We start from the raw sequence: 24,439 nt of genomic DNA on the forward strand, positions 1-24,439 counted from the left end.
CAATCTGAGCCGCATCAACTGCTTTGCCTTGCTGCTTCGCGGATGGTCTGCAGCAGGATGGAGAAGGCCGGCGAGGGGGCCGTGTCGGTGCGCATAGTCAGGCCGACCGGTCCCTTGGTTTCCTCGGTGTTGACCGGCAAGGCGACGAAGGCGCCGCTGCCGAGTTCGTTGGCAACGACGCCAGCCGAAATGATCCAGACGGCATTGCTCTGCCGCAGGAAGGCTCGGCCGAAGGAGTCCGAGACGGTTTCGATCTCGGTTGCCGGCGCCGTCATGCCGTTGGTGATGAACAGGCGGTCGACGAAGGGGCGGATGACCGATTCCCGCGTCGGCATCAGCATCGGGAATTCGTCGAGCCGTGCAAACACATCCTGTCCCGGATCGAGTAACGGGTGTCCCGCGCGCACCACGAACAGCACTGGTTCAGAATAGAGGTGCTCGAAGAAGAAGCCGGTGATGTTCTCCGGTGCCGCCAGCCGTCCGACGACGAGATCTAACGTGCCGGTGCGCAACTGTTCGAGCAGCACCGAATTCTCGCCGGTGACGATCTTGATCGCCGCACCGGTGCCCTCTTCGAGGAACAGGCTCATGGCAAGCGGCATCACACGCGCCGACACTGTCGGCAGCGCGCCGATGCGAATCGGGGGCCGGCTGACCGCTCCGTCCTGGCGGACGGAATCGACGCCGCGTCTCAATGCTGTGATCGCAGTACCCGCATGGCCAAGGAAGATTTCGCCCAGCCGTGTCACCTTGATACCGCGGCCATCGCGTTCGACCATAGCGACGCCGAGCGCCTCTTCCAGTTCGCGCAATGTCTTGGTCACAGCCGGCGGACTGACATGCAGCAAGTCGGCCGCTCGTGCCACGCTTCCCTGCCGCGCAACTTCCAGGAATGCCTGCAGGTGACGGAACCGGATGCGGCTATGGGACATGGATTGATAACCCATGAGTTAATGAAACGACGCAAAATATCATTTTACCGAACCAAACGCCTTGTGCAATGTGGAGGCGGAGGACCAAAACCGTGCCATTCGTCACCATCGGCGGCATCACGCTGCACCATCGCCACACCAAGGCGGCCGGCAATGCACGCCCGATCATATTCATCAATTCGCTGGGCACCGACTTCCGGGTCTGGGACGAAATTGTCTCGGCGCTCGATGGTGAAATGCCGCTGCTGGTCTATGACAAGCGCGGCCATGGGCTGTCCGATATCGGCGACATCAGATCGATCGACGATCATGTCGACGATCTCTCGGCGCTCGTCGATCATTTCGGGTTGAGCAAGGTCGTGCTGTGCGGCCTGTCGGTCGGCGGCCTGATCGCACAAGGCTTCTATCGCCGGCGCCCAGAAATGGTCGAAGGCCTGATCCTTTGCGACACGGCCCACAAGATCGGCACGACAGACAGCTGGAACACACGCATCGCGACGGTCGAAAGCAAGGGCATCCAGGCCGTTGCGGATGGCGTGCTCAAAGTGTGGTTCACCCCCGCCTTCCACGCGGCGCGTCTGGCCGAGCTGGACGGTTATTGGAACATGATGACCAGGCAAGCGCTTGCCGGTTACGTCGGGACTTGCATGGCCGTTCGCGATGCGGATTTCACCGATGCCGCACGCCACATAGCGGTGCCGACGCTCTGCGTCGCCGGCGATCAGGATGGCTCGACGCCTCCCGATCTTGTCCGCTCCCTGGCCGAGCTGATCCCCGGCGCGCGCTTCGAAATCATCCGCGACGCCGGGCACATTCCTTGCGTCGAACAGCCAGAGGCGCTGGTCGCCCTGATCCGCGATTTTATCGCATCGCTTGCCCCTGGAGCCGAAACCCATGGATGAAGTCCCCGGCAACGAAGCCAGATATCGCACCGGCCTCGCGGTGCGGCGCTCCGTGCTTGGCGACCGGCATGTCGACCGGGCCGAGGTCGCCGCCACCGATTTCGACCAGCCTTTCCAGGAACTGATCACCGAGGCCGCCTGGGGTACCGTGTGGGCGCGGCCGGGCTTCACCAAGCGCGAGCGTTCGATCGTCACGCTGGCGCTGCTCGCCGCACTCGGCCATGATGAGGAGGTCGCCATGCATGTGCGCGCCACCGTCAACACCGGTGCTTCGCGCGACGACGTCTGCGAGGCGTTCCTGCATGTCGCCATCTATGCCGGCGTGCCGGCCGCCAACCGTGCCTTCAGAATAGCCAAGGACGTGTTTTCGGAAATGGACGGAGCCAGGAATGCCCGCTGAGTCCGGCTCGACGAGGCCCGAGACCGGCGCCTTCTTCCGGCGCGATCGGACCTGGCATCCGCCGGCTCTGACGCCGAATTATAAGACCTCGATGCTGCGCTCGCCGCAAAAAGCCCCCCTCGTCTTCGACAACACGCTGTCGGAGATTGCAGGCCCCGTTTTCGGCCACGCAATATTGGGCGAACTTGACGCCGACCTGATCCACAATTTCGCCAGGCCCGGCGAGAGCGCGCTCGGCGAGCGGATTATCGTCCATGGCCGAGTGCTCGACGAGCGAGGCGTTGGCGTGCCCGGCGCGCTGCTCGAATTCTGGCAGGCCAATGCCGGCGGCCGCTATCGCCACAAGAAGGATGGCTATCTGGCGCCGCTCGACCCGAATTTTGGCGGCTGCGGCCGAGCCCTCACCACCGAGGACGGCGGCTATGCGTTTCGCACCGTCAAGCCTGGACCCTATCCCTGGCCGAATGGGCCGAACGACTGGCGCCCCTCGCACATTCATTTCTCGGTGTTCGGCCACGGCTTTGCCCAGCGGCTGATCACGCAGATGTATTTCGAGGGCGACCCGCTGATCTGGCAGTGCCCGATCGCGCGCGGCATTCCCGACAAGGCAGCCGTTGAGACGCTGATCGCCGCGCTCGACATGCAAGCGACGATCCCCTTCGACGCGCGCGCCTACAAGTTCGACATCGTGCTGCGCGGGCGCCGCGCGTCGCTGTTCGAAAACAGGCTGGAGGGCAATTGATGGCCCAGTCGCTCGACCGGCTCAGGGAAAGCCCTTCGCAGACCGCCGGACCCTACGTCCATATCGGGTTGACACCCAATTTCTGCGGCATCGGCGGCGTCTATCCCAGTGATCTCGGCGCCACCATGGTCAACGACAAGACCAAGGGCGAGCGCATCGGCCTGCGCATCCGGGTGCTCGATGGCACCGGCACGCCGCTCAAGGACGCGCTGATCGAGATCTGGCAAGCGGATGCGGATGGGCTCTACAATTCGCCGGCCGAACTGCGTGGTGCTGCCGATCCGAATTTCTTCGGCTGGGGCCGTTGCCCGACCGATATGGACACCGGCCTCTGCACGTTCGAGACGGTCAAGCCTGGCCGCGTCCCGTTCAACGATGGTCGCCTGATGGCGCCGCATATCACGCTCTGGATCGTCGCCCGCGGCATCAATCTCGGCCTGCACACAAGGCTGTATTTTTCCGACGAGGAAAAGGCCAATGCCGGGGATGCGATCCTGGCACGCATCGAGCACCGCGTCCGCGTGCCGACGCTAATCGCCGAGCGCAAGGGCGATACCTACATCTTCGATGTCCATCTCCAGGGGGAGAAGGAAACGGTCTTCTTCGATAGCTGATGCTCAGGAGGCCTGTGACATGACTGTATCGCCTTTCGACCATCCGCTGCTCTCCGCTCTTCTCGGCGACGAAGAAGCGGCGAGGCATTTTTCCGTTGAGGCGGAAATCGAGGCCATGGTGGCCTTTGAACAGGCGCTGTCGCAAGCGGAGGCCGATAACGGGATAATCCCCAAGGATGCCGGGGCAGCGATCGTGGCGGCGCTTGGCACCTTCCGGCCGGACACGGCTCTGCTGCGAGCCGGGGTCGCCAAGGACGGCGTCATGGTGCCGGAGCTGGTGCGCCAGATCAGGGCTGCGGTCGGCGAACCGCATGGCCGGAAAGTGCATTTCGGTGCGACCAGCCAGGATGTGATCGATACCGGCCTGATGCTTCGGCTGAAATCCGTCGTCGAGCATCTCGATCTGCTGTTGACCGAAACCGTCATACGCCTCGCTTCGCTCAAAGAGCGGTTTGGCGGCAGGGCGCTGACCGGGATGACGCGCATGCAGAAGGCGCTTCCGATCAAAGTGGCCGATCGCGTCAGGGTGTGGCGGGCGCCGCTGCAACGGCATCAGGAGAGGCTATCCGAGCAGTCCAGGCGTCTGCTGGTGGTGCAATTCGGCGGTGCCGCCGGCACGCTGGAAAAGCTTGATGACAAGGGGCCGGCGGTGCGCGCGGCACTTGCCGCCAGGCTTGGTCTTGGCGACGCACCGCAGTGGCAGAGCCAGCGTGACGCGCTCGCCGACTTTGCCGGCCTGATGTCATTGGTATCAGGCAGCCTCGGCAAGTTCGGCCAGGACATCGCGCTGCTGGCGCAAGGTGGAACCGAGATCGAGCTTTCCAGTGGCGGCGGCTCGTCGGCCATGCCGCACAAGAAGAACCCGGTGAAGGCCGAAGCGCTGGTGGCGCTTGCCCGCTTCAACGCCACGCAGCTTGCCGGCATGCATCACGCGCTCGTGCATGAGCAGGAGCGGTCGGGTGCTGCATGGACGCTGGAGTGGCTATTGCTGCCGCAGATGGTCGTCGCAACGGCCGCGTCGCTGCGCCTTGCCGCCGAACTGGCCGCACAGGTCGAAAGTCTCGGCCTCTGATGCGCACGCAAATCGTCGTCATCGGGTCCGGGCCGTCCGGGCTGCTGCTTGGGCAACTGCTGGCCGGCATCGGCGTCGAGACGGTCATTCTGGAACGTGCGAGCCGCGAGCACGTGCTTGGCCGCGTGCGGGCAGGGGTGCTCGAACAGGGCACCGTCGAATTGCTGGAACAGGCCGGCGCGGCGGCAAGGCTGCATGCCGAAGGGCTGCCGCATACTGGCATCTCGCTCGCCTTCGACGGACGCTTGCATCGCATCGACCTCGAGGCGCTGACCGACGGCAGGCATGTCACCGTCTATGGCCAGACCGAGGTGACGCACGATTTGATGGACAAGCGCGACGCGGCAGGGCTGACCACGATCTACGAGGCGGCAGATGTCGCTCTGCACGATTTCGACGGCACCGCGCCTTTCGCCACCTATGACAAGGACGGCGTCACGCATCGCATCGACTGCGACTTCGTTGCCGGCTGCGACGGCTATCATGGCGTCAGCCGCAAATCGGTGCCCGAGCGTGCGCTAAAAATCTTCGAGCGGCGGTATCCGTTCGGCTGGCTCGGCGTGCTGGCCGAGGTGCCGCCAGCCGACCGCGAACTGGTCTACGCCAATCACGAGCGGGGTTTTGCGCTGTGCTCGATGCGCTCGACGCATCGCAGCCGCTACTATGTGCAGTGCCCGCAGGACGATCGCGTGGAGGCGTGGTCGGATGAGCGCTTCTGGGACGAGTTGCGCCGCCGCTTGCCGGAGCAGACGGCGGCAAATGTCGTCACTGGACCGTCCTTCGAGAAATCGATCGCGCCGCTGCGCTCCTTCGTTGCCGAGCCGCTGCGCTTCGGCCGGCTCTTCCTGGTCGGTGATGCCGCCCACATCGTGCCGCCGACCGGCGCCAAGGGCCTCAACCTCGCCGCCAGCGACGTGCGCTATCTCTTTGCCGGCCTGCACGATTTCTATCGCGACAAGTCAACGGCCGGCATCGACGCCTATTCAGGCAAGGCTCTGGCACGGGTCTGGAAAGCGGTGCGTTTCTCCTGGTGGATGACGACGATGCTGCACCGCTTTCCAGACACCGGCGAGTTCGGCCAGCGCATCCAGGAGGCCGAACTTGACTACCTCGTGCAGTCACGTGCCGCATCGACCGCGCTCGCCGAGAACTATGTCGGCCTGCCGTACTGAGGGCCGCGGATCATCCGGCGCCTTGCTGCCTGGCAAAGTCCGACAGCATCGGGCGCTGCCCTTTGAGGATCTTCACCTCGGCCTCGGCCAAGGTGAACCAGCCCGCTCTGTCCACCTCCGGGAACTCCTTCAGGAATCCCGACCTTGGCGGCCATTCCATGGTAAAAATGTTGCTCGTGATGGCGGCGACATCAATGTCGGCGGTCGCCTCGACAGACCAGGCCATGACGATCTTTCCGCCTGGTTGCCTGTAGTCGCCGAGACGCGTGAAGGACCCATCGACCCTGATGCCGAGCTCTTCCTCGGTCTCGCGCTGCGCTGCCGCCAATTCGTCCTCGTTCTCGCCGATGAGGCCCTTCGGTATCGACCACGCACCGTCGTCCTTCTTCGCCCAAAACGGTCCGCCCGGATGAACCAGCAACACCCTGAGATCGCCGTCGCCGCGGCGATAGATCAGCAATCCCGCACTGCGTTTTGCCATTGTGATACGTCCGTTTGCGAAGCCGGCAGCCTGCCGATGGTCCTTGAATCGTTGACGCGAACCTTGCACCTAGGGATTGCGACGCTATGTCAGGTTCGTCTGCATTGCACCTCACCCGCGAGTCCGGCAATCTGATACCATCGCTTATTTGGCGGCTCGAAGGCTAGGTGACGATGCAACTCGGTCTTATTGGCTACTATAGCGACTTCGTCGTGTATCCGCTGGTAATCGCCGTGCTGGCAGTGGCCGGGCTGCTCGAGGCCGGCGAAGAGAGTGCACCAGGCTGGATCGGCACGGTCCTCGCCTGTCTAGGCCTCTGGACGCTGATCGAGTATGTGCTGCACAGGTTCGTTCTTCACCATATTCCCTACATCAAGGACCTGCATGATCGTCACCATGTCGAGGAGCGCAGTTCGGTGGGCACCCCGACCTGGCTCAGCCTCGGGGTGCATGCGCTGATCGCGTTTGTGCCCGTTTGGGTGGTCTCGGACTTCGCAACCGCGAGCGCGGTAAGCTGCGGGCTGATGCTGGGGTACCTCTGGTACATCAGCATCCACCACATGATCCATCACTGGCACCCCGCCCATCCGAGCTATCTCTACACGCTCAAGCGCCGACACGCCGTGCATCATCATGTCGACGAAAACGCCAATTTCGGCGTGACGTCGATATTCTGGGATCGGGTTTTCGGGACGGCGCGGCTCTAGTCCGAGGCCAGACCAACCCCAACCGTTCAACGCCTCTTCCCGCGACCGCCGGGAGACTTGGCTCCGCGGGGGCCGCTCTGAACCGGCGTGTTGTTCTGGTTCTCGTCGGACAGTTTTCGCCAGCGGGCAAGGCGCTCCGGATCGAGCGTCCCGGCCTTTAAGGCAGCCTGCACAGCGCAGCCCGGCTCATGCACATGCGTGCAGTCGCGGAACTTGCAGAGCGGCGCGAGCTCGGTGATTTCGGCAAACAGCGTGTCGATGCCGGAGGCGACGTCGCTGACCTGCAAAGTCCGCATGCCCGGCGTATCGATCACCCAGCCGCCGCCGGCAATGGCGTGCAGCGATCGCGACGTGGTGGTGTGGCGTCCCTTGGAATCGTGCTCGCGAATGCCTCCGGTCTGTTGCGGCGATTGCTGCGCCGATCCGGCCAGCGTGTTGACCAGCGTCGATTTGCCGACGCCGGAGGAGCCGATCAGCGCCACCGTCTGGCCGACACCGCACCAGGCAGCCAGGGCGGTTGCCGCATCCGATGTGCGGGGGTTCAGCATCACGACCGGCAATCCGCGCTGCAACGCGGCAGCCTGCCTTTCATAGGTCTCGGCGTCTTCAGCGGTATCGGCCTTGGTCAGCAGGATCACCGGCGTCGTTCCGGCTTCATTGGCCAGCGCCAGGTAGCGCTCGAGCCTGGCGGGATTGAAGTCGGCATTGCACGAGGTGACGATGAACAGCGTGTCGACATTGGCCGCGGCAAGCTGCGGCACCCTGCCGCCCTGGGTGCGGCGTTCCAACACCGTCTTGCGGGACAGGCGGCGCTGGACAAGGTGTTCATGCCCATCGACCAGCACCCAGTCGCCGACCGCATAGTCACCGGTGTTCGCCTGCGCCGGCAGCGTCAGATCGACCGGCCCTGCCTGCGACAGGCCGGTCAGGCGATCGCGGTGGACGGTGGCGATCCGCGTCGGCACGAGATCGGCGTCGTCGGGCTCGAGCTGATCAGCGAAAAAATCCGTCCAGCCCAGGCTGGCGAGAGATGGCATGGAAGAATCCGTCACGGCTTTGACCACGGCGTCGCAGACATCGGACAGTATCCCTGGCAGGTGGCGAACGGGCGAGGCGATTGCCCAAGCCGTGTATGGGCGGCATGGCGACATTTGGCAAGCAGGCCCGTAGCCGAGAGCGAGCGGCAAGCTTCTGCAGCCTATCCCTTGATAGTCGAACTGACGATCAAGTCGACGAAACAGCGCTGTCCGAAAGCGTTTGGCGGGAAAACGGCGGCGAGCCACGTCAGCTTTAAACGTTAACAAATAATTTGACGCATGCAATTTTTTTGCGCTCTATTGGTAACCGTGAAAATTGACTGAATAAGTTCTGTCGAGCATTGTCGCATCCGGTCAACGGCCGCATGACTGGTGGCGGGGCCGATCATGGCAGGGGATCAGGAATATATCGATGGCGGAGAAGACACACCGCACGATGGACGACTTCGCCCAGGCATGCGGCGTGTCCCGGCCGACGCTGTCCAAATATTTCGACGATCCGGCGAGCGTGAAGCCGGCGACGAGGGCGCGCATCGAAGCCGCCCTGCGCTCCTCGGACTATCAGCCCAACCTTTTCGCCCGCAATCTCAATCGCAAGCGCACCCGCAACATCGGCATCGTCGTGCCGACGATCACCGATCCGTTCTACGCCGAGATGGTCAGCCGCATCGAATTTCGCTGCCGCGACGAAGGCTACTGGCCGATCGTCATCTCCTCGCATGGTTCGCCGAAGCTGGAGGCGGAGTCGGTCAGGACGCTGCTGTCCCTGAAGGTCGCCGGCGCGATCATCGCCCCACTGGGTCTGGCTTCCGACCGCGGCGTCTTCGACAAGCTCGGGCAGGACATTCCGATTGTCTATTTCGACACCTATATCGAGGGCGATACGCCGTTCGTCGGCAACGACAACCGGCAGAGCGTCTCGACCATCGTCGACTATCTCTGCCGTTCGGGTGAGCCGCCGGTCTATCTCGACATCCCACACGTCAACCACAACTCCGGCGAACGCCAGGAAAGCTACATCGTCGCGATGGAGACCGCCGGGATCAAGCCGGTCGTCATCGAGGGTACCCGCGATTACACCTGGGACTTCGAACGCATCGGCTACGAGCAGACGGAAAAAATGCTGGAGGCCGGCGCCTTGCCCGGCCGCACCATCCTGTGCGCCAACGATCGTCTCGCCTTTGGCGTGATGGCAGCCGCGTACTCGCGCGGCCTGAAGGTCGGCCGCAGGCCCGATTGCGATCTGCGCGTCGCTGCGCATGACGATCATCCGCTGAGCCGCTACACCTGCCCGGCGCTGACCACCATGGCGCAGGATTTCGCCGCCATGGCCGGGCGCAGCGTCGAGATCCTGCTGGCCTTGCTGGACGAGGCCGATCCCCCGAAGCAGGGCATGGCGCGCACCGTCAAGCTCGGCGCCACCCTGGTGATGCGTCAGTCGGCCTGAACGACCGGCATCAGCTTTTCTCGAACTGGCGCCAGGCGGCCACCGCCTCGGCCACCGCTTGCCGGGCAGCGGGGATATGGCGTCCCATCGAGACGAAGCCGTGGATCTGCCCCGGCCATTGCCGCAGGATGAGCGGAACGCCCGCGGCTTGCAGGCGCGCCGCATAGGCTGCCCCTTCGTCGGCGAGGATGTCGCAGCCGGCAAGCGCCACAAAAGCCGGCGCCGCGCCGGCGAGGGCAGGCGCCAGCAAGGGCGAGACGCGCCAGTCCGTGATATCGTCGGGCGTTCGCAAATAATGGTCGCGGAACCAGGCCATGGTGGTTGCGGTGAGCCCGAAGCCGTCGCCGAAACGTCGGTAGCTGTCGGATGTCTGCCGCGCGTCGGTGTTGGGGTAGATCAGGATCTGCGCGGCAAGGGCTGGCGCCAGCCCATCGCGGGCGAGCAGCGCCAGCACGGCCGCGAGGTTGCCGCCGGCACTGTCGCCGGCCACACCGATGCGTCTGATGTCGATGCCGAGATCGGCGGCGTTCTCGGCCAGGAAACGAAGAGTTGCCAGACAATCCTCGAGCCCGGCGGGAAATTTATGGTCCGGCGCCAGGCGATAGTCAGGACAGACAATGACGGCGTTGCCGAGATGGGCCATCAGGCGACAGATCTCGTCATGCGAATCGAGGTTGCCGATGACCCAGCCGCCGCCATGCAAATAGAGCAGCGCCGACGCCCCGCTTTGCGGTGCGCCGATGCCGCGATGGATGCGGAGCGCAATAGGCCCATTCGGCCCGTCGATCTGCCGTTCTTGGGTCGCAGCGACCGGCTCGTGCTCACCCTGTAGCGCCGGGAACGAGGCGTTGTAGGCAGTTCGCGCTGCCGCCACGCTGCCGGTCTCGAATGGCTCGCCGCCGGCTGCACGACCAATTTCGAGGACGCGCAGCGCATCCGGATCGAGCGTCATGATCATACCCTCAGGCCAGCAGGCTGCTCGCCTCTTCCTCGGTCAGCAGGGCCGGCTGCACGACATCGCCCGCGATGGCGACTGATCCCTGTGTTTCACCGGAGCGCAGGATAGCCTCCATGACCTCCAGTACATGCAGCGCAAGGCTGCCGGAGGCCCGTGGGGTGTTGCCGGTTTGAAGCGAGCGCACCAGATCGGCGACGCCGAGCATGCGGTAATTGGCGCGATCGGGTGCCGCGTAAGGCCAGTTGCGGGCGCCGTAGAGCTCGCCCTCGCTGGCGAAATCCTGCCAGTCGGTGCCGCGTTCCGACAGCGACACCGTGCCGCCGAACGTGTCGGGGTCGGGCAGGCGCAGCGAGCCCTCCGTGCCGTGCAGTTCGATCGGATGGTTGGAGTGGCGAAAGACGTCCCACGAGGCGCCGAAGGTGACGGTCGCGCCGGAGCGGAACTCGAGCAGCGACAGCACATTGGTCGGCGTGCCGACCTTGAATGTGGTGTTCTTGAATGGCCCTTCGGCGGTGATCAGCCTTTCTTCCTGGCCGCGTGTCGCCATTGCCATGACGCGCTCGACCGGGCCGAGCAGATTGACCAGCATGGTCAGATAGTACGGACCCATGTCGAACACCGGGCCACCGCCTGGCTGGTAGTAGAATTGCGGGTTGGGGTGCCAGTGCTCCATGCCGCGGCCCATCATGAAGGCGGTGCCGGTGACCGGACGGCCAATGGCGCCCTGGTCCATCAACCGGCGCGCACGGCGCCCGGCCGCACCGAGGAACGTGTCGGGCGCCGAGCCGAGCAGCAGGCCGCGCGACCGCGCCTCATTGACCAGGCGCTGTCCATCGGCGGCCGAGGTGGCGAGCGGCTTTTCGGTGAAGACGTGCTTGCCGGCCGAAAGCGCGGCAAACGAAATATCGAAATGCGCCGCCGGAATGGTCAGGTTGAGGACAAGATCGATCTCGGGGTCGGCCAGCAGTGCATCGACGCCGAGTGCCCGTATGCCATATTCCTTCGCCCGCAGCGCCGCCATGTCGGCCGAGATATCGGCGCAGGCGCGCAATTCGATGCCGCCGAAGAGGGCGGCATTGCGCAGATAGGTCATCGAGATATTGCCGCATCCGATGACGCCGATCCCGAGTTTCGTCATTGGTATCCCGTGCATTTTCGATCGTACCTCCCGATGCGCCATGCTCCGCCGGATTCGCCCAGCCGGCAACGGATCGCTTTCGCAAAGGGCTATACAACATTTTAAATATTGACGCGCGTAAAATTTTTATCCAACATGCGAAAATGCTGGCGCGATATCGGGAGGCTGCCAGCCCTGGGAGGAGAAAATGACCGACATGAAAAAACGGCCGACCGCCGATGCGAATCCCGTGGGTCATGCGCGCATTGGGTATTTCCGTCGTGGCCAGGGACCGCGAGGGAGTCAGGCATAGATCACCTTGGCCCCGGTCCTATCAAGCTGGCTGCGTATCGCGCCGGACAGGCCATCGTCCGTGATCACGACATCGACGCTCGACAGCGAAAAGGCCTTTGAGGTCCCGCTGACGCCCCATTTGCTCGAATCCGCAAGGAGGACAACGCGCCGGGCCATGCGCACGAGGTTTCGCTTCGTTCGCGCCATGTCTTCGTTCACGTCGACCACATCCAGTGACGAATCAATCGCATGCGCTCCAACAAAGACCTGATGCGCTACCAAGCCGCCGAGAGCCGTGTCGGCATCGGTGATCAGTGTGCTCACCGTGTCTGGATAGACCCGGCCGCCGATCATGTGAACGTCGAGCCCGGGCCGATGCATCAGATGCTGCACGATATTCATCGCCGTGGCCGCGACCACGACATTGCTGAGCGGCGGTAACAGCATGGCAACCTGCATCAATGTCGAGCCGCCGTCGAAGATGACCGATTGGTTGTCCTCGAACAGTTCTACCGCTGCCCGGGCGATGCGTTTCTTTGCATTGAGGTTCGTTTGCATCCGCCGGGCGAACGCGGCCGTGGTCGAATCCGTGGTTCGGGTCACCGCGCCTCCGCGGGTCTTGGTCAGCAGTCCCTTACGGTCCAGTATCTCGAGGTCGGAGCGCACAGTGACTTCCGACACGCCAAAATCGTCCGACAGGTCCTTGATGCGAACCTGTCCGCTGCGTTGCACTTCACCCAGGATCGATTGGCGTCTCTGCTCTGATAACATTGTCCTGTCCTTGCCTCCATCCGCCAAGCAATCCCCCTGGCCTCGGTTCACTCTACCAAAAATATGCGAATTCGAAAGCTTTCGAAAGATTGCATTTGTCTTTTCTTTCGCAAACACTGGGTCCAGGATTTTGAAATCAATCGATTGGAGAGTTTTGGACTCATGAGCCTCGGAACCAAGGTGCGCCTGGCGCGCCTCTTCTCACATCCGTCGGGGAATCTTTTTGGCGGCGCGGTCGACCACTTTGTCGGCTATGGCGACGTGCGCAAAGGAGGTCTCGCCGACCTGCCGGGCGCGCTTGCCCGCGTCATGGTGGGCAAACCCGACTACGTCAGCATCCAGCCTGGCACTGCGCGCCATCTGTGGCCGCAATACGCGGGCAAGGCTTGCCTGGTGATCCAGGCCGGCTGCTTCACCCCGGACGATCGCATCAGTGAACTGATTGCAACGCCCGAGGATGCGGTGCGCGCTGGCGCCGATGCGTTGGCCGTGGCCATTCCGGTGCGCGGCGCGACCGAGGGCAAATACATACGCTGGCTGACCGATTCGGTGAATGCGGCGGCCCGTTACGGCATGCCGGTGGTGGCGCATATCTACCCTCGCGATTTCACCGACGGGGCGAAAATCGTCTTCACCCCCGACGAGATCGCCTATGCGGCACGCATCGGCTACGAGTCCGGCGTCGACGTGATCAAGATCGGTTACACGGGCGATTTCGAGTCGTTTCGAGAGACCGTTCGGACCTGCCCGGTGCCGGTTGTGATCGCCGGTGGTCCGAAGACCGACACGCTGCTCGGCGCCCTTCAGCAGACGGCGGACGCCATCCGTGCCGGTGCGCGCGGTGCAGTGGTGGGCCGCAATCTCTGGGGGCACGGTGATCCGGAAAAGGCAGCGATCGCCTTTCGAGGCGTCATCCATGACGGCCTTTCGGCGCAAGACGCCTTGGCGAAGGCGGGTGCCTGAACGATGCCCACCGTCCCTTCAATCCTCGGCTTCGGAGCTATTGCGATCGACGACATCGTCTATGTCGATCAGCCGTTGTCGGCGGGCAAGGGGAAGGTTCTGCAAAGTGCCCGAGCTTTCGGAGGAAATGTCGCGACGGCACTTGCCGCCGTCGCGCGGCTCGGCGGAAGCGCCGGGTTCGTCGGATGGCTGGGCAATGCCGCCGACGACGCCGTGTTGTGCGATCTCGTTGCGAGCGGCGTTGAAACCGCGTTCGCGCCGCGCCACCCGCACGCGCGCCCGGTGCGCTCGCGGATCACCGTCGGTTCGGATGGCGAGCGATTCATCGCGTATGACGACGAAGCGATGCTGGGCACCGCGCCGGACTTTCCGGACGAGGTTCTCAGCCGCGCGACAGTCCTGATCGTCGACAGTTACGGGATCGGGTCGCTGGATGTCGTGGCCCGGGCTCGCGATCTCGGCCTTGCGATCCTCGGTGATGTCGAATGGAGCCACGGCCCGGCCACCGAGAGACTGATCGGGCTCTGCGACCATCTCATTCTTCCGCTCGGCTTTGCGCGGACCGCCACCGGCCGCCGGTCGCCGGCCGAGATACTCGACGCATTGTGGTTGCCGTCGCGGTCCGCCGTGGTTCTGACGGATGGCGGCAGGGGCGTCTTCTATCGCGGACGCGACCAGACAGGGCTCTGGCACCTGCCTCCGCACCGGGTTGCCGTCGTCGACTCGACCGGCGCCGGTGACTGCTTTCATGGCGCTTATGCCCTTGCATTGACGCGCGGGGCCGACACCGCAGGCCGGGTCGCATTCGCGGCTGCGGCGGCGGCCCTTTCGATAACGGGGCGGGGCGGACGCGAGGCGCTTCCGACCAACGACCAGGTCATGGAACTCCTGGCATCGACGAAAGCGCCGTCGGCAGTCGAACTGAAATATGCGCGGCTCGATACCGGAACTTAGTCCGAACTATCCGAGGAATATTTCGCAGGTGAACATAAGCCGAGGACAATCATAAAAATCAGTGGCTTAGACTTGTGGAGGGAGGAATATGGCAGAAGTCGTTCTTGAGAATATCTGCAAGACATACGGGAACAATTTTCACGCAATCGACCAATTGAACCTGTCGGTCAAGGACGGCGAGTTTTTGATTCTCGTCGGGCCGTCCGGCTGTGGCAAATCCACCGCGCTGCGGATGATCGCGGGATTGGAGGACGTCACCAGCGGCAGCCTTCGGATCGGCGGAGTCGACGTTGTCGACATGCCGCCCAAGGACCGCGACATCGCGATGGTCTTCCAGAGCTACGCCCTCTACCCGCATATGACGGTGTTCGAAAACATCGGCTTTTCGATGCGGCTGGCGGGCAAGCCGAAGGCCGAGCGCAAAAAGCGCGTGGACGAGATCGCCAAAACCCTTCAACTGACGTCTCTGCTGGACAGCAAGCCCGCGAACCTTTCAGGCGGACAGCGTCAAAGGGTTGCCATGGGCCGCGCCATGGTGCGCGAGCCGGCAGCCTTTCTCATGGACGAACCCCTTTCCAATCTGGACGCGAAACTGCGCGTTCAAATGCGCGCCGAAATCACCAGTTTGCAAAAGCAGCTCGGCGTAACGACCATATATGTGACCCACGACCAAACCGAAGCCATGACGATGGGCGACCGGGTCGCGGTGTTGAAAGGCGGCGTGCTGCAGCAGGTCGACACACCCAAGAGGCTCTATGAATCGCCGGTGAACGCCTTCGTTGCCGGCTTCATCGGGTCTCCTTCAATGAACCTTTTCGAGGCGACCCTGACGGGCGACGAACTGATGTCCGGCGCCTTAGCCATCCGGCTGCAGGATGCAGCCTTCGTCCGCAGGCCGGACTTGAGGTCGTATGCGGGGCGCAAGGTCGTGTTCGGGATACGACCGGAGGATCTCTATGACAGCAGCCTCGAATCCGGCCGCAAGTATCAGACGATACCGGCAAAGGTGACCTCGATCGAAGAACTTGGATCCGAACAAATCGTCCATCTCGACATCGACGCGGTCCGGGTGGACTCCGGCGACCCCGACGCGGTGCAGGATTTCGGCCTGGCGTCGAATGCGGTGGCGAAATTCGAACCGGTCAGCACAGTCCGCTCCGGCTCGGAAATCAGGTTGGCCCTGGATGATACCAAGCTCCATTTCTTCGATCCCGAGACGCATCTGGCAATCTGAATATCAGCGATAAGACCCGCGGGTGAGGGTGAGGCACCTGCATAAGAAGACTTGTGAATAACCAGACGATCGGCCGCATTGTGCGGTCGAATATAAAGAAGGAGGAGAAGATGACGTTTCGTATAAAACCCGCGATGCTGAAAATAGCCGCAGCCGCATGGTTGCTTGGCGCAACCGGCGCCATGGCGGATACGACGCTGGAATTCACCCAATGGTGGGAGCCCGAATTGCCGGCTGGCTCGCTCAGGGCAATCATGGATGACTTCGAGGCCGCAAATCCCGGAATCAAAGTGACGCTGGTCAGCGGCCCCTACGCGACCACGCGAGACCAGATCTCGGTTGGTGCTGCAACCGGAACGCTCAGCGACGTCGTCGGTCTCGACGGTGCCTGGGTGAACAATCTGAATGCGCAGAGCGCACTCGCCGACATGAATCCGATGATGGATGCGAGCGCTTTCGATAAGAGCCAGGTCGCGGACATCATCAAGGTGGACGGCAAGGCGGTGATGTTTCCCGTGGCTTCCTTCGTCTATCCGGTCTTCGTGAATTTGGACCTTGCTGCCCAGGCAGGCGTGACCAAGCTGCCGTCGAGCCGTGCGGAGTTTCTCGAAGCCGCCAAGAAAATGACGATCGCCGACAAGAACCAGTATGGCTGGGTGCTGCCCCTCTCGCTGCAAACGCCATCCGGCGTCCAGAACGACATGATGTCGTGGGTTTGGGCTTCGGGTCAGTCGATGATGGCGAACGGCAAGCCGGACCTTGAGGGCAAACCGGTGGTGGATATGCTCACCTTCGTCAAATCTCTCAACGACGCCGGCACCATCTCGCCCGGCATCGCCACCAAGACCGAGCAGGAAAAGGTCGAGGAGTTCGTCAACAACCGCGTCGGGATGATGATCGACTCGCTCGCGCATGTGAACCTCATCCGCAAGCGCAATCCCAAGCTGAACTTCGACCTCATCCCGGTCCCGGTCGTGGAAAACTATACCGGCAAGCGCGGCCTTCCCTATGCCTCCTGGGGCATCGGCATCTCTGCTGCCTCGAAACATCAGGAAGAGGCCTGGAAACTCGTCCAATATGTGATGAGTGAAAAGGTGAACGCCAAGCTCGTGTCGCTTGCAAACGCCTTCCCGGGCAATGTCAACGCCAAGCCCGATTTCGTGACCTCGGACAAGGCTTTCGGCAAGGCTTTTGAAATCTTCAAGACCGGTTATCTCGCCAATGAGTTCACGGGCCTGCCGGTGGCAGAAGACCTGATGACCCAGTTCGACGTGCAAGCTCAAAAGATGCTCGCCGGCGAGCAATCTCCGGAACAAGCCGCAGCCGCCGCTCAGAAGGGCTGGATGGCGAAATTCTGATCGGCCTGTTCCCGTTTGCTATCTTTGACCGGGTGGCCTGACTTCGGGCAGGCCACCCGGCAACAACGGATCGGCAATTTGAGTGGACCTGTTTTTGAAGCTTACCTTCTCTTGAAGGCGTATCCCAAGGTTGGCACATGACCCGGCAAAAGCGCTCCCACCATAAGCTTAAACGAGCGGTCGCACCCTACCTCTATCTGTCGCCCTCGCTGCTCATAATCGGGCTTCTGATGCTGCTGCCGATGGTGACGGTGATTGGCTACTCGTTCCAGAACAGCGCGGTGCTGCGTCGTGACCCATCCTTTGCCGGACTGAAACACTACCAGGCGATCTTCGACGACCCCGTGTTCTGGGCTTCGCTGTGGCACACGCTCTACTTCACATGCATGAGTGTCATTTTCCACATGACCATCGGCATGGTTTTCGCGCTTATGCTGAACAGCGACCGCATCAATCCGACGCTGCGCAATATTCTGCGCGTGCTCTACATATTGCCCTGGCTGTTCACCGCGGTGATTATCGCCGTGATCTGGCGCCTGCTGCTTGAGCCGAACGGTGTCGTGAACAGCATACTCATGCAAATCGGCATCATCGGTTCCAAGGTCGAATGGTTTTCCTCGCCTGAGACCGCGCTGCACGCCGTCACCTTCGCCAATATCTGGGCGGGCTATCCGCTCTTCATGGTCAGCCTGCTCGCGGGTTTGCAGGGCATTCCCAAGGATTTCTACGAGGCCGCCGATATCGACGGGGCGAAAGCCTACCAGAAGCTGATCTTCATCACCATCCCGCAGCTGATGCCGATCATCATCAGCATCTCGCTGCTCGACTTCATCTGGACCATGCAGGTCTTCCCGTTAATCTGGATAACGACGGGCGGTGGCCCGATCTACTCGACCGAGGTCCTCAGCACCTACACCTACAAGCTGGCGTTTTCGAGCTACAACCTGTCGCAGGCTTCGGCGAGCGCTGTGGTCATCTTGTTGATCTCTCTCGGCCTGACGCTGTTCTATATTCGCTATCAAAAGGCTCGGTAGTCATCATGAGGAAAAGGCATACGAAAGACAGGCTGATCACCGTCGCGCTCCATGTAGCGCTTGCAGCGGGGCTCTTTTTCGCGGCCTTTCCGATCTACTGGATGCTGAGCAGCTCGTTCAAATCGAATACCGAAATCTTTGCCCTGCCACCAACCATCCTGCCAAAGGCGTTTACGCTGGAAGCGTATGCAGCCATCCTTGGCGACCCGGTAAAGCTGCGCTTCTTCTTCAACAGCTATTTCGTGGCGGGAGCGGTGACTGTGCTGACGGTGCTGATCGCCCTGCTGGCGGCCTACGGGTTCAGCCGCTTCAACTTCCGCGGCAAGGGCAGCCTCAACACAATCATCATCAGCACGCAGACGATTCCGCCGATCACACTTTTGATCCCCTTCTTCGGGCTCGTCGTCTCATACGGCATCTTCGACACCTATGTCGCACTGATCCTGACTTATCTGGTGTTTACGCTGCCCTACGCGATCCTGCTGATGACGGGGTATCTGAACACCTTGCCCCGCGATCTCGATGAAGCCGTAGCCGTCGATGGCGGCACCAGTTGGACAGCGCTTTGGCGGGTGATCGTCCCGATTTCACTGCCTGGCATCGTGGCGACGTCGGTCTACACCTTCCTGTTGTGCTGGAACGAATTTCTCTTTGCGCTGACACTGACGAAGTCGACGTCCATGCGCACCGTCCCGATCGGCATCCAGCTGTTGATGGGGCAGCATGCCTTCGAATGGAACCAGATGATGGCGATGAGCGTGCTCGGCTCGCTACCGCTTTTGCTCATCTACCTCGTTGCCCAGAGGTACTTCCTCGCCGGCATGACCGCGGGCTCGGTCAAGTAGGATGTCCATCCGACGGCGACGCAGAGTGGCAGCAAGTAATAAGCGGTATCAAGGAATGAAAGGATGAACGTGAAAGAGCTCAAAGTCGGCTGCCAGACCTTCACCTGGGAAATGCTGGGAGACCGGTTTACCGGCGGCCCCGACGATCTGCTGAAGGCGATCTCTGACGGTGGCTATGCCGGCATCGAGATCACCGACACCATGATCGGACATTATGGCGACAAGCCGGAGGAGTTCGCCACCGCGCTGAAGGCGTCCGGCCTGACGCTGGTTTCCTTCGCCTTCGGCTCGAAGAGCGGTTTCACGCTGAAGGAGAAGATCGGCGCCGATCTCGAGACCGCCAAACGCTGGATCGACTTCGCCGCCGCCTTCCCTGGCGCGCTCGTGTCGATGGGCTCTGCGACGGTGGTCTCCGACGGTCCGCGCGACGACAAATTCGCCATCGCCGCAGAGGTCTACAACGAGGCTGGCGAGCTTGGCCGCAAGACCGGCGTCCACGTCGCGGTGCATCCAAGCTCGCACCACAACACGCTGCTGTTCGACCGGGCCGACTACGACACGATCTTTGCCTTGCTCGATCCCGATCTGGTCGGTTGGGTGCCGGATACCGGCCATATCCTGCGCGGCCACAAGGACATGGCCGACACGCTGCGCACCCACCGCGACCGCATCCGCTACATCCACCTGAAGGACGTCGATGCCAACGGTACCTGGGCCATGCTCGGCAAGGGCGTCTGCGACACCCCGGCGGCCATCGAGATCGCCGGCACCGCACCGCGCTTCAACGGCTGGCTGGTGCTGGAGGAGGAATCCGAAACGGCCGCCGCCGATCCCGCCGGCGCGGTCAAGACCAACCGCCAGACGATGCGCTCCTACGGCGCCTGAAGAACGAGACGATGATCAAGAAACAGGACAGACGCCTCAGGGTCGGCGTGCTCGGCTGCGGCCCCATCGCGCAGTTCGCGCATCTCCAATCCTGCACGAAGGCCGCCAATGCCGATCTCTACGCCATCTGCGACGCGGCACCTGATCTGCTCGCCCGCATGGGCGCCACCTACGAGCCGCAGAAGATGTACGCCGACTATGATGCGATGCTCGCCGATCCCGAACTCGAAGCCGTGATCGTCGCCACCTCGGACGCCTATCACGTGCCGATGTCGATCAAGGCGCTCGATGCCGGCAAGCATGTGCTGTGCGAGAAGCCGATCGGCACCTCCGTCGAGGAAGGCGAGGCGCTGGCCGAAGCGGTCAGGCGCTCGGGCAAGATCCTGCAGGTCGGGCACATGAAGCGCTTCGATCCGGCACTGGAGGCGGCGCGCGACTTCGTTCGCGACGAGATCGGCGAAGTGCTTGCGCTGAAGGCCTGGTACTGCGATTCCACCCATCGCTACACCAACACCGATGCCGTGCAGCCGCTGCCCGTCACCAGCAGGCTAGCCAGGAAGCCAGCGGGAAATCCCAAGGCTGATCTCAGGCAATATTTCATGCTGGCGCATGGCTCGCATCTCGTCGACACGGCGCGTTTCCTGTGTGGCGAAATCCTTGCGGTCCGCGCGCGCCTCAACGAGCGTTTCGGCGCCTATTGCTGGTTCGTCGAGACCGAGTTCGCCAGCGGCGCGCTCGGCCATCTCGACCTGACGGTTGCCGTGCGCATGGACTGGCACGAAGGTTTTCAGCTCTATGGCGAGAACGGCTCCGTTATCGCCAGGACATTCAACCCTTGGTATTTCCGCGCCAGCGAGGTCGACATTTTTCATGAGAAGGACGCGACATCGCGCCGGCCGCTCGGCGCCGATGGCCATTTCTTCCGCCGCCAGCTGGAAGGTCTTGCCGACACGGTGCTGAACGGCGCGCCGATGCGCGGCGCCAATGTCGAGGACGGCATCGGCTCGATCCGCGCCATGGTCGCCATCGCGCGTTCGGTGGTATCAGGCGAGCGAGTCGAACTCGCCTCGGTTTCGGGGGCGGTGTGATGCGTCTCGGCATTTTCGCCAAGACCTTTGCCGGCACCGACCCGGCCGCCGTGCTGGCTGCGGTGAAGCAGTCGGGATACGAGACGACGCAGCTCAATCTGGCCTGTGCCGGCCTGCCGTCGATGCCGGATGCTGTGCCGGCGGACGCCATCGCCTCCATCCGCACCGCAGCGCAATCGAGCGGTGTCTCACTTGCAGCACTTTCGGGCACCTACAACATGGCGCATCCCGACAAAGCCGTGCGCGACGATGGCCTTCGGCGTCTCGCCGTAGTCATCGAGGCTGCTGCTGCCCTCGGCATCCCGCTGGTCACGCTCTGCACCGGCTCGCGCAACGCCGCCGATCAGTGGGCCTATCATCCCGACAATGCCGATCCGGCCGCCTGGTCCGACATGGCCGCCGAGATGGCGAAGGCGCTGGCGTTGGCCGAAGGTGCCAATGTCGATCTCGGCATCGAGCCTGAGCAGGCCAACATCGTCACCTCGGCCAGGGATGCGACCCGGCTGATCGCCGAGATGGGATCGAAGCATCTGAAGATCGTGCTCGATCCGGCAAACCTGTTCGAACACGCCACGCCCGGCGAGGCGCGCGCCATCGTTGCCGCCGCGATCGACGAGGCCGCAGGCCACATCGCCATGGCGCACGCCAAGGACCGCTATAGTGACGGCCGCTTTGCCCCATCAGGGCAAGGCATCGTCGATTTCCCGGATTTCGGCGCGCGGCTGAAGGCAGTCGGCTTCGAGGGATCGCTCGTCACCCACGGGCTGTCCGCCGACGAAGCCCCCGATGTCGCCGCCTTTCTACGAAGGCTCCTCTGATGGGCGCCGCCCCGACGATCCTGCTCCGCGACGATGCAGCGCTTCGTGTCTTCGACACAGGGCAGGGCAGACTTCCCGTCGTCTTCCAGCATGGCCTCGGCGGTGACGCAGCGCAGGTCGCGCAGAACTATCCCGACAGCCCGTCATACCGCCGGCTGACCGTCGAATGCCGCGCGCAGGGCGGTTCCGGCGCCGGTAGCAAGCGCCCTTTTTCGATCGCGATGTTCGCCGATGATGTGCTGGCCGCCGCAGATGCGGCCGGCCTCGACCGTTTCGTCGCCGGCGGCATTTCGATGGGTGCGGCCATTGCCTTGCAGCTTGCCGCCCGCCACCCTGACCGCGTCCTGGGTTTGGTGCTTGTTCGCCCTGCCTGGGCTTTCGACGCGGCACCGCAAAACATGCGCCCTTACGTGGAAGTGGCGGAGCTCATCCTCAGCCGTCCTTTATCGGAGGCGCGAGATATCTTCGCGGCGTCCGCGACGGCCGCCCGCTTTCGCACCGAAGCGCCGGACAATCTTGCTTCCCTGCTCGGCTTCTTCGCGCGCGAAGACGCGCCCGTCTTCGCCGAGGTGATGCAGGCGATCGCAGAGGATGGACCTGGCGTGACGCGGGCAGCGGCCGCTAGCCTTGCGTTCCCTACGCTCGTCATCGGCAGCGGCATCGATCTGGTCCATCCGCTGGCCGCCGCCCGCAGCCTCGCCGACGCCATCCCCAATGCGACCTTTGCCGAGGTGAGGCCGAAGGCCACCGACAAGGAGCGCCATTTCGCCGAAATTCGCGCCGCCATCGCGGACTTTCTCGACATAAATTTCAACAACCAGGACCAGTCATGATCTCGAAACCTCTCTCAGGCCCGGCCGCCATCGCCGCATTGCCACGCGATCGGATGATCGCCGAATTCTCGCTGTGGTCGGCCAACCTCGCCAATTTCGAAAACGACTTGAAGCGCATCGAGCCCTATGTCGATCTTCATCATATCGATGTGGCGGACGGCCACTTCGCCCCGTCCTTCCTGTTCTTTCCCGATCTTGTCGCCCGCATCGCCGGGCTGACGGCGAAACCCATCCACGTCCATCTGATGGTCGATGAAGCAATCGTCGAGGCGCAGACGCGCCAGTTCATCGAGGCCGGCGCCGACATGATCAGCGTCCATGCCGAGAATGGCGAGGCCGGATTGCGCGCCGTGCGGCTGGCGCGGGAGCTCGGCGCCGAGGCCGGCGTCGTACTCAGGCTGGAGACGCCTGTGGAAGCGGTGACGGCCTTTGCCCCGGAAGTCGCCTTCGTGACGCTTCTTGGAACCGCAATCGGCGTCAAGGGACAGAGCCTGTCGGACAAGGCCTGCGACAGGCTGGGCGCTGCCCGCGCCATCCTGAGAAAGGCCGGCCGTGAGGCACAGGTGGTTCTGGCGGCCGATGGCGGCATCCGCCACGAGACCGTGCCGTCGCTGCGTGCCGCCGGGGCTGAAACCGTGGTTCTCGGTTCGCTCGCCTTCGGTGACAAGGACCTCGCCGGCCGCATCGGCTGGCTGCACGGCTTGAAGGTCGCGGCATGACATCAGAAGCCGCCCTTGCGATCGATCTTGGCGGGACGGAGCTTCGTGTCGCCCTGGTCGACCGCGACGGCAAGATCCTGGCATTCGCGGCGGTGCCGACGCAGGCGCAGGCCGGTCCCGATGTGGTGATCGGCCAGATCGAGGCGTTGGCGGCGACAGTCCACGCCGAGGCGCCGGCACTCTCGATCGTCGGCGTCGGCGTCGGTGCGCCGGGACCGCTCGATCCGCTGGCCGGCATCGCCGTCGGCCCGCCGACACTCGCCGGCTGGCTGGACGTGCCGCTTGCCGACATCCTCGAGCGGCGGCTCGGCCTGCCGGTGCGGCTGGAGAACGACGCCAATGCCGCGGCGCTCGGCGAATGGCGTTTCGGTGCCGGCCATGGTGCGGGCTCGCTGGTCTTCGTCACGGTTTCCACCGGCATTGGCGGTGGTGTCGTCGTCGACGGCCGCATCCTGCATGGCCGCCGTGGCCTTGCCGCCGAGATCGGTCACATGACCATCACCAATGAAGGCGAGCGCTGCGTATGCGGTGTCGTTGGCTGCTTCGAGGCCATCGCCTCGGGAACGGCACTTGGCCGCCGCGCCAGCGCCGCCACGGCAGCCGGAGACGGCTCTACCTTGCGACGCTTGTCAGCGGACGCGGAGGTAACCGGCCGCCATGTCGTCGAGGCGGCACGGCTGCAGGACGCTCTTGCCTCGGCCTTGCTGGAGGAGGAAGCGCGCTGGCTGGGTGTTGGCTTCACCAATCTCCTGCATCTCTATTCGCCCGATGTGCTGGTCGTTGGCGGCGGCATCGCCAATGGGCTCGACCTGATGCTGCCGACCATCGAGGCGACCATCAGGCAACGGGCCATGCGCGCCTATCGCGACGTGCCGGTCGTTCAGGCCCAGCTCGGCCGCCATGCCGGGCTCGTCGGCGCCGCCAGCCTTGTGCTGTTCGACGACGGCGGCACTTTGGCAGCCCGCATGCCTGTTGGCCCAAGCACGTTTCCGGACACCGCTGAGCAAGACCGGCACGGTCTGACGTTGCGACCTGCATGACAAAGGCCAGAGGCAGCACGCC

Annotated in this window: 26 protein-coding genes; 20 read left to right on the forward strand and 6 right to left on the reverse strand. The window is 63.2% G+C overall.

The features are described from left to right. Nucleotides 1–14 precede the first annotated feature (14 nt). The gene (gene pcaQ / locus NKI99_RS00570) at nt 15–932 is read right to left on the reverse strand and encodes a pca operon transcription factor PcaQ (RefSeq protein WP_352609332.1); all 918 of its coding nucleotides are present in this window, start codon (nt 930–932) and stop codon (nt 15–17) included. Nucleotides 933–1,024: 92 nt separating this feature from the next. Between pcaQ and pcaD the strand changes: the two genes are divergently transcribed. From pcaD to pobA, 6 genes are read left to right on the forward strand one after another with little or no spacing between them, the layout of a single operon-like run. Then, entirely contained in the window at nt 1,025–1,834 is an 810-nt protein-coding gene (gene pcaD, locus NKI99_RS00575) for a 3-oxoadipate enol-lactonase (protein ID WP_023808807.1), read from the forward strand. Further along, nucleotides 1,827–2,234: a 4-carboxymuconolactone decarboxylase gene (pcaC, locus tag NKI99_RS00580; protein ID WP_023808806.1), complete on the forward strand. Its 408-nt coding sequence runs from the start codon at nt 1,827–1,829 to the stop codon at nt 2,232–2,234. Before pcaD ends, pcaC begins: the two co-directional genes overlap by 8 nt. Continuing rightward, nucleotides 2,224–2,976, forward strand: coding sequence for a protocatechuate 3,4-dioxygenase subunit beta (pcaH, locus tag NKI99_RS00585; RefSeq protein ID WP_023808805.1), 753 nt, complete (start codon nt 2,224–2,226; stop codon nt 2,974–2,976). Before pcaC ends, pcaH begins: the two co-directional genes overlap by 11 nt. After that, the gene (gene pcaG, locus NKI99_RS00590) at nt 2,976–3,590 is read left to right on the forward strand and encodes a protocatechuate 3,4-dioxygenase subunit alpha (protein WP_023808804.1); all 615 of its coding nucleotides are present in this window, start codon (nt 2,976–2,978) and stop codon (nt 3,588–3,590) included. The genes pcaH and pcaG overlap by 1 nt, the downstream gene beginning before the upstream one ends. Before the next feature lie 19 nt (nt 3,591–3,609). Continuing rightward, entirely contained in the window at nt 3,610–4,662 is a 1,053-nt protein-coding gene (locus NKI99_RS00595) for a 3-carboxy-cis,cis-muconate cycloisomerase (protein ID WP_352609333.1), read from the forward strand. Beyond that, complete coding sequence (gene pobA, locus NKI99_RS00600; RefSeq protein ID WP_352609334.1) at nt 4,662–5,834, forward strand: 4-hydroxybenzoate 3-monooxygenase; 1,173 nt, start codon at nt 4,662–4,664, stop codon at nt 5,832–5,834. Before NKI99_RS00595 ends, pobA begins: the two co-directional genes overlap by 1 nt. Before the next feature lie 10 nt (nt 5,835–5,844). Here the strand turns inward: pobA and NKI99_RS00605 are convergent, their stop codons facing one another. Next, nucleotides 5,845–6,315 (reverse strand): NUDIX hydrolase, encoded by a 471-nt coding sequence (locus NKI99_RS00605; RefSeq protein WP_023808801.1) that lies wholly within the window; start codon nt 6,313–6,315, stop codon nt 5,845–5,847. 173 nt (nt 6,316–6,488) lie between these two features. Between NKI99_RS00605 and NKI99_RS00610 the strand changes: the two genes are divergently transcribed. Then, nucleotides 6,489–7,022 (forward strand): sterol desaturase family protein, encoded by a 534-nt coding sequence (locus tag NKI99_RS00610; protein ID WP_023808800.1) that lies wholly within the window; start codon nt 6,489–6,491, stop codon nt 7,020–7,022. Nucleotides 7,023–7,048: 26 nt separating this feature from the next. Here NKI99_RS00610 and rsgA read toward each other — a convergent pair whose 3' ends face one another. Then, entirely contained in the window at nt 7,049–8,059 is a 1,011-nt protein-coding gene (gene rsgA / locus NKI99_RS00615; protein WP_031212275.1) for a ribosome small subunit-dependent GTPase A, read from the reverse strand. Nucleotides 8,060–8,471: 412 nt separating this feature from the next. Between rsgA and NKI99_RS00620 the strand changes: the two genes are divergently transcribed. Beyond that, entirely contained in the window at nt 8,472–9,506 is a 1,035-nt protein-coding gene (locus tag NKI99_RS00620) for a LacI family DNA-binding transcriptional regulator (RefSeq protein WP_352609335.1), read from the forward strand. 10 nt (nt 9,507–9,516) lie between these two features. Here NKI99_RS00620 and NKI99_RS00625 read toward each other — a convergent pair whose 3' ends face one another. The 3 genes from NKI99_RS00625 to NKI99_RS00635 form a co-directional block, all read right to left on the reverse strand. Next, nucleotides 9,517–10,458 carry an alpha/beta hydrolase gene (locus tag NKI99_RS00625; RefSeq protein WP_352609337.1) on the reverse strand — a complete coding sequence of 314 codons (942 nt, stop codon included), beginning with the start codon at nt 10,456–10,458 and terminating at the stop codon, nt 9,517–9,519. Between the two features lie 10 nt (nt 10,459–10,468). Continuing rightward, on the reverse strand, nt 10,469–11,617 hold the full coding sequence (locus NKI99_RS00630) for a Gfo/Idh/MocA family protein (protein ID WP_352609338.1): 1,149 nt from the start codon (nt 11,615–11,617) through the stop codon (nt 10,469–10,471). Between the two features lie 267 nt (nt 11,618–11,884). Then, nucleotides 11,885–12,646 (reverse strand): DeoR/GlpR family DNA-binding transcription regulator, encoded by a 762-nt coding sequence (locus NKI99_RS00635; RefSeq protein WP_352609339.1) that lies wholly within the window; start codon nt 12,644–12,646, stop codon nt 11,885–11,887. A gap of 162 nt (nt 12,647–12,808) precedes the next feature. Here NKI99_RS00635 and NKI99_RS00640 point away from each other — a divergent pair, with 162 nt between their 5' ends. The 12 genes from NKI99_RS00640 to NKI99_RS00695 all read left to right on the forward strand — a co-directional run bounded on the left by NKI99_RS00640 (nt 12,809) and on the right by NKI99_RS00695 (nt 24,417). Next, nucleotides 12,809–13,609 (forward strand): beta/alpha barrel domain-containing protein, encoded by an 801-nt coding sequence (locus NKI99_RS00640; protein WP_127255183.1) that lies wholly within the window; start codon nt 12,809–12,811, stop codon nt 13,607–13,609. Between the two features lie 3 nt (nt 13,610–13,612). Continuing rightward, nucleotides 13,613–14,563 (forward strand): PfkB family carbohydrate kinase, encoded by a 951-nt coding sequence (locus NKI99_RS00645; RefSeq protein ID WP_352440062.1) that lies wholly within the window; start codon nt 13,613–13,615, stop codon nt 14,561–14,563. Between the two features lie 88 nt (nt 14,564–14,651). Further along, on the forward strand, nt 14,652–15,797 hold the full coding sequence (locus NKI99_RS00650) for an ABC transporter ATP-binding protein (protein ID WP_023808792.1): 1,146 nt from the start codon (nt 14,652–14,654) through the stop codon (nt 15,795–15,797). Between the two features lie 110 nt (nt 15,798–15,907). Next, nucleotides 15,908–17,155 carry an ABC transporter substrate-binding protein gene (locus NKI99_RS00655; protein ID WP_352609340.1) on the forward strand — a complete coding sequence of 416 codons (1,248 nt, stop codon included), beginning with the start codon at nt 15,908–15,910 and terminating at the stop codon, nt 17,153–17,155. 137 nt (nt 17,156–17,292) lie between these two features. Then, complete coding sequence (locus NKI99_RS00660) at nt 17,293–18,189, forward strand: carbohydrate ABC transporter permease (protein ID WP_127291130.1); 897 nt, start codon at nt 17,293–17,295, stop codon at nt 18,187–18,189. Nucleotides 18,190–18,194: 5 nt separating this feature from the next. Continuing rightward, nucleotides 18,195–19,034, forward strand: coding sequence for a carbohydrate ABC transporter permease (locus tag NKI99_RS00665; protein ID WP_352609341.1), 840 nt, complete (start codon nt 18,195–18,197; stop codon nt 19,032–19,034). Nucleotides 19,035–19,097: 63 nt separating this feature from the next. After that, complete coding sequence (locus NKI99_RS00670; protein WP_352609342.1) at nt 19,098–19,919, forward strand: sugar phosphate isomerase/epimerase family protein; 822 nt, start codon at nt 19,098–19,100, stop codon at nt 19,917–19,919. Between the two features lie 11 nt (nt 19,920–19,930). After that, complete coding sequence (locus NKI99_RS00675) at nt 19,931–21,007, forward strand: Gfo/Idh/MocA family protein (protein WP_352609344.1); 1,077 nt, start codon at nt 19,931–19,933, stop codon at nt 21,005–21,007. Next, nucleotides 21,007–21,825, forward strand: a complete 819-nt coding sequence (locus NKI99_RS00680; protein ID WP_352609345.1) for a sugar phosphate isomerase/epimerase family protein — start codon at nt 21,007–21,009, stop codon at nt 21,823–21,825. Before NKI99_RS00675 ends, NKI99_RS00680 begins: the two co-directional genes overlap by 1 nt. Then, nucleotides 21,825–22,658 (forward strand): alpha/beta fold hydrolase, encoded by an 834-nt coding sequence (locus tag NKI99_RS00685; RefSeq protein ID WP_352609347.1) that lies wholly within the window; start codon nt 21,825–21,827, stop codon nt 22,656–22,658. Before NKI99_RS00680 ends, NKI99_RS00685 begins: the two co-directional genes overlap by 1 nt. Then, entirely contained in the window at nt 22,655–23,377 is a 723-nt protein-coding gene (locus tag NKI99_RS00690; RefSeq protein WP_023808785.1) for a ribulose-phosphate 3-epimerase, read from the forward strand. The genes NKI99_RS00685 and NKI99_RS00690 overlap by 4 nt, the downstream gene beginning before the upstream one ends. Then, nucleotides 23,374–24,417, forward strand: a complete 1,044-nt coding sequence (locus tag NKI99_RS00695) for an ROK family protein (RefSeq protein ID WP_128302404.1) — start codon at nt 23,374–23,376, stop codon at nt 24,415–24,417. The genes NKI99_RS00690 and NKI99_RS00695 overlap by 4 nt, the downstream gene beginning before the upstream one ends. The last annotated feature ends 22 nt before the right edge of the window (nt 24,418–24,439 follow it).

It is taken from the genome of Mesorhizobium sp. M0239, assembly GCF_040321815.1.
Classification (GTDB): Bacteria; Pseudomonadota; Alphaproteobacteria; order Rhizobiales; family Rhizobiaceae; genus Mesorhizobium.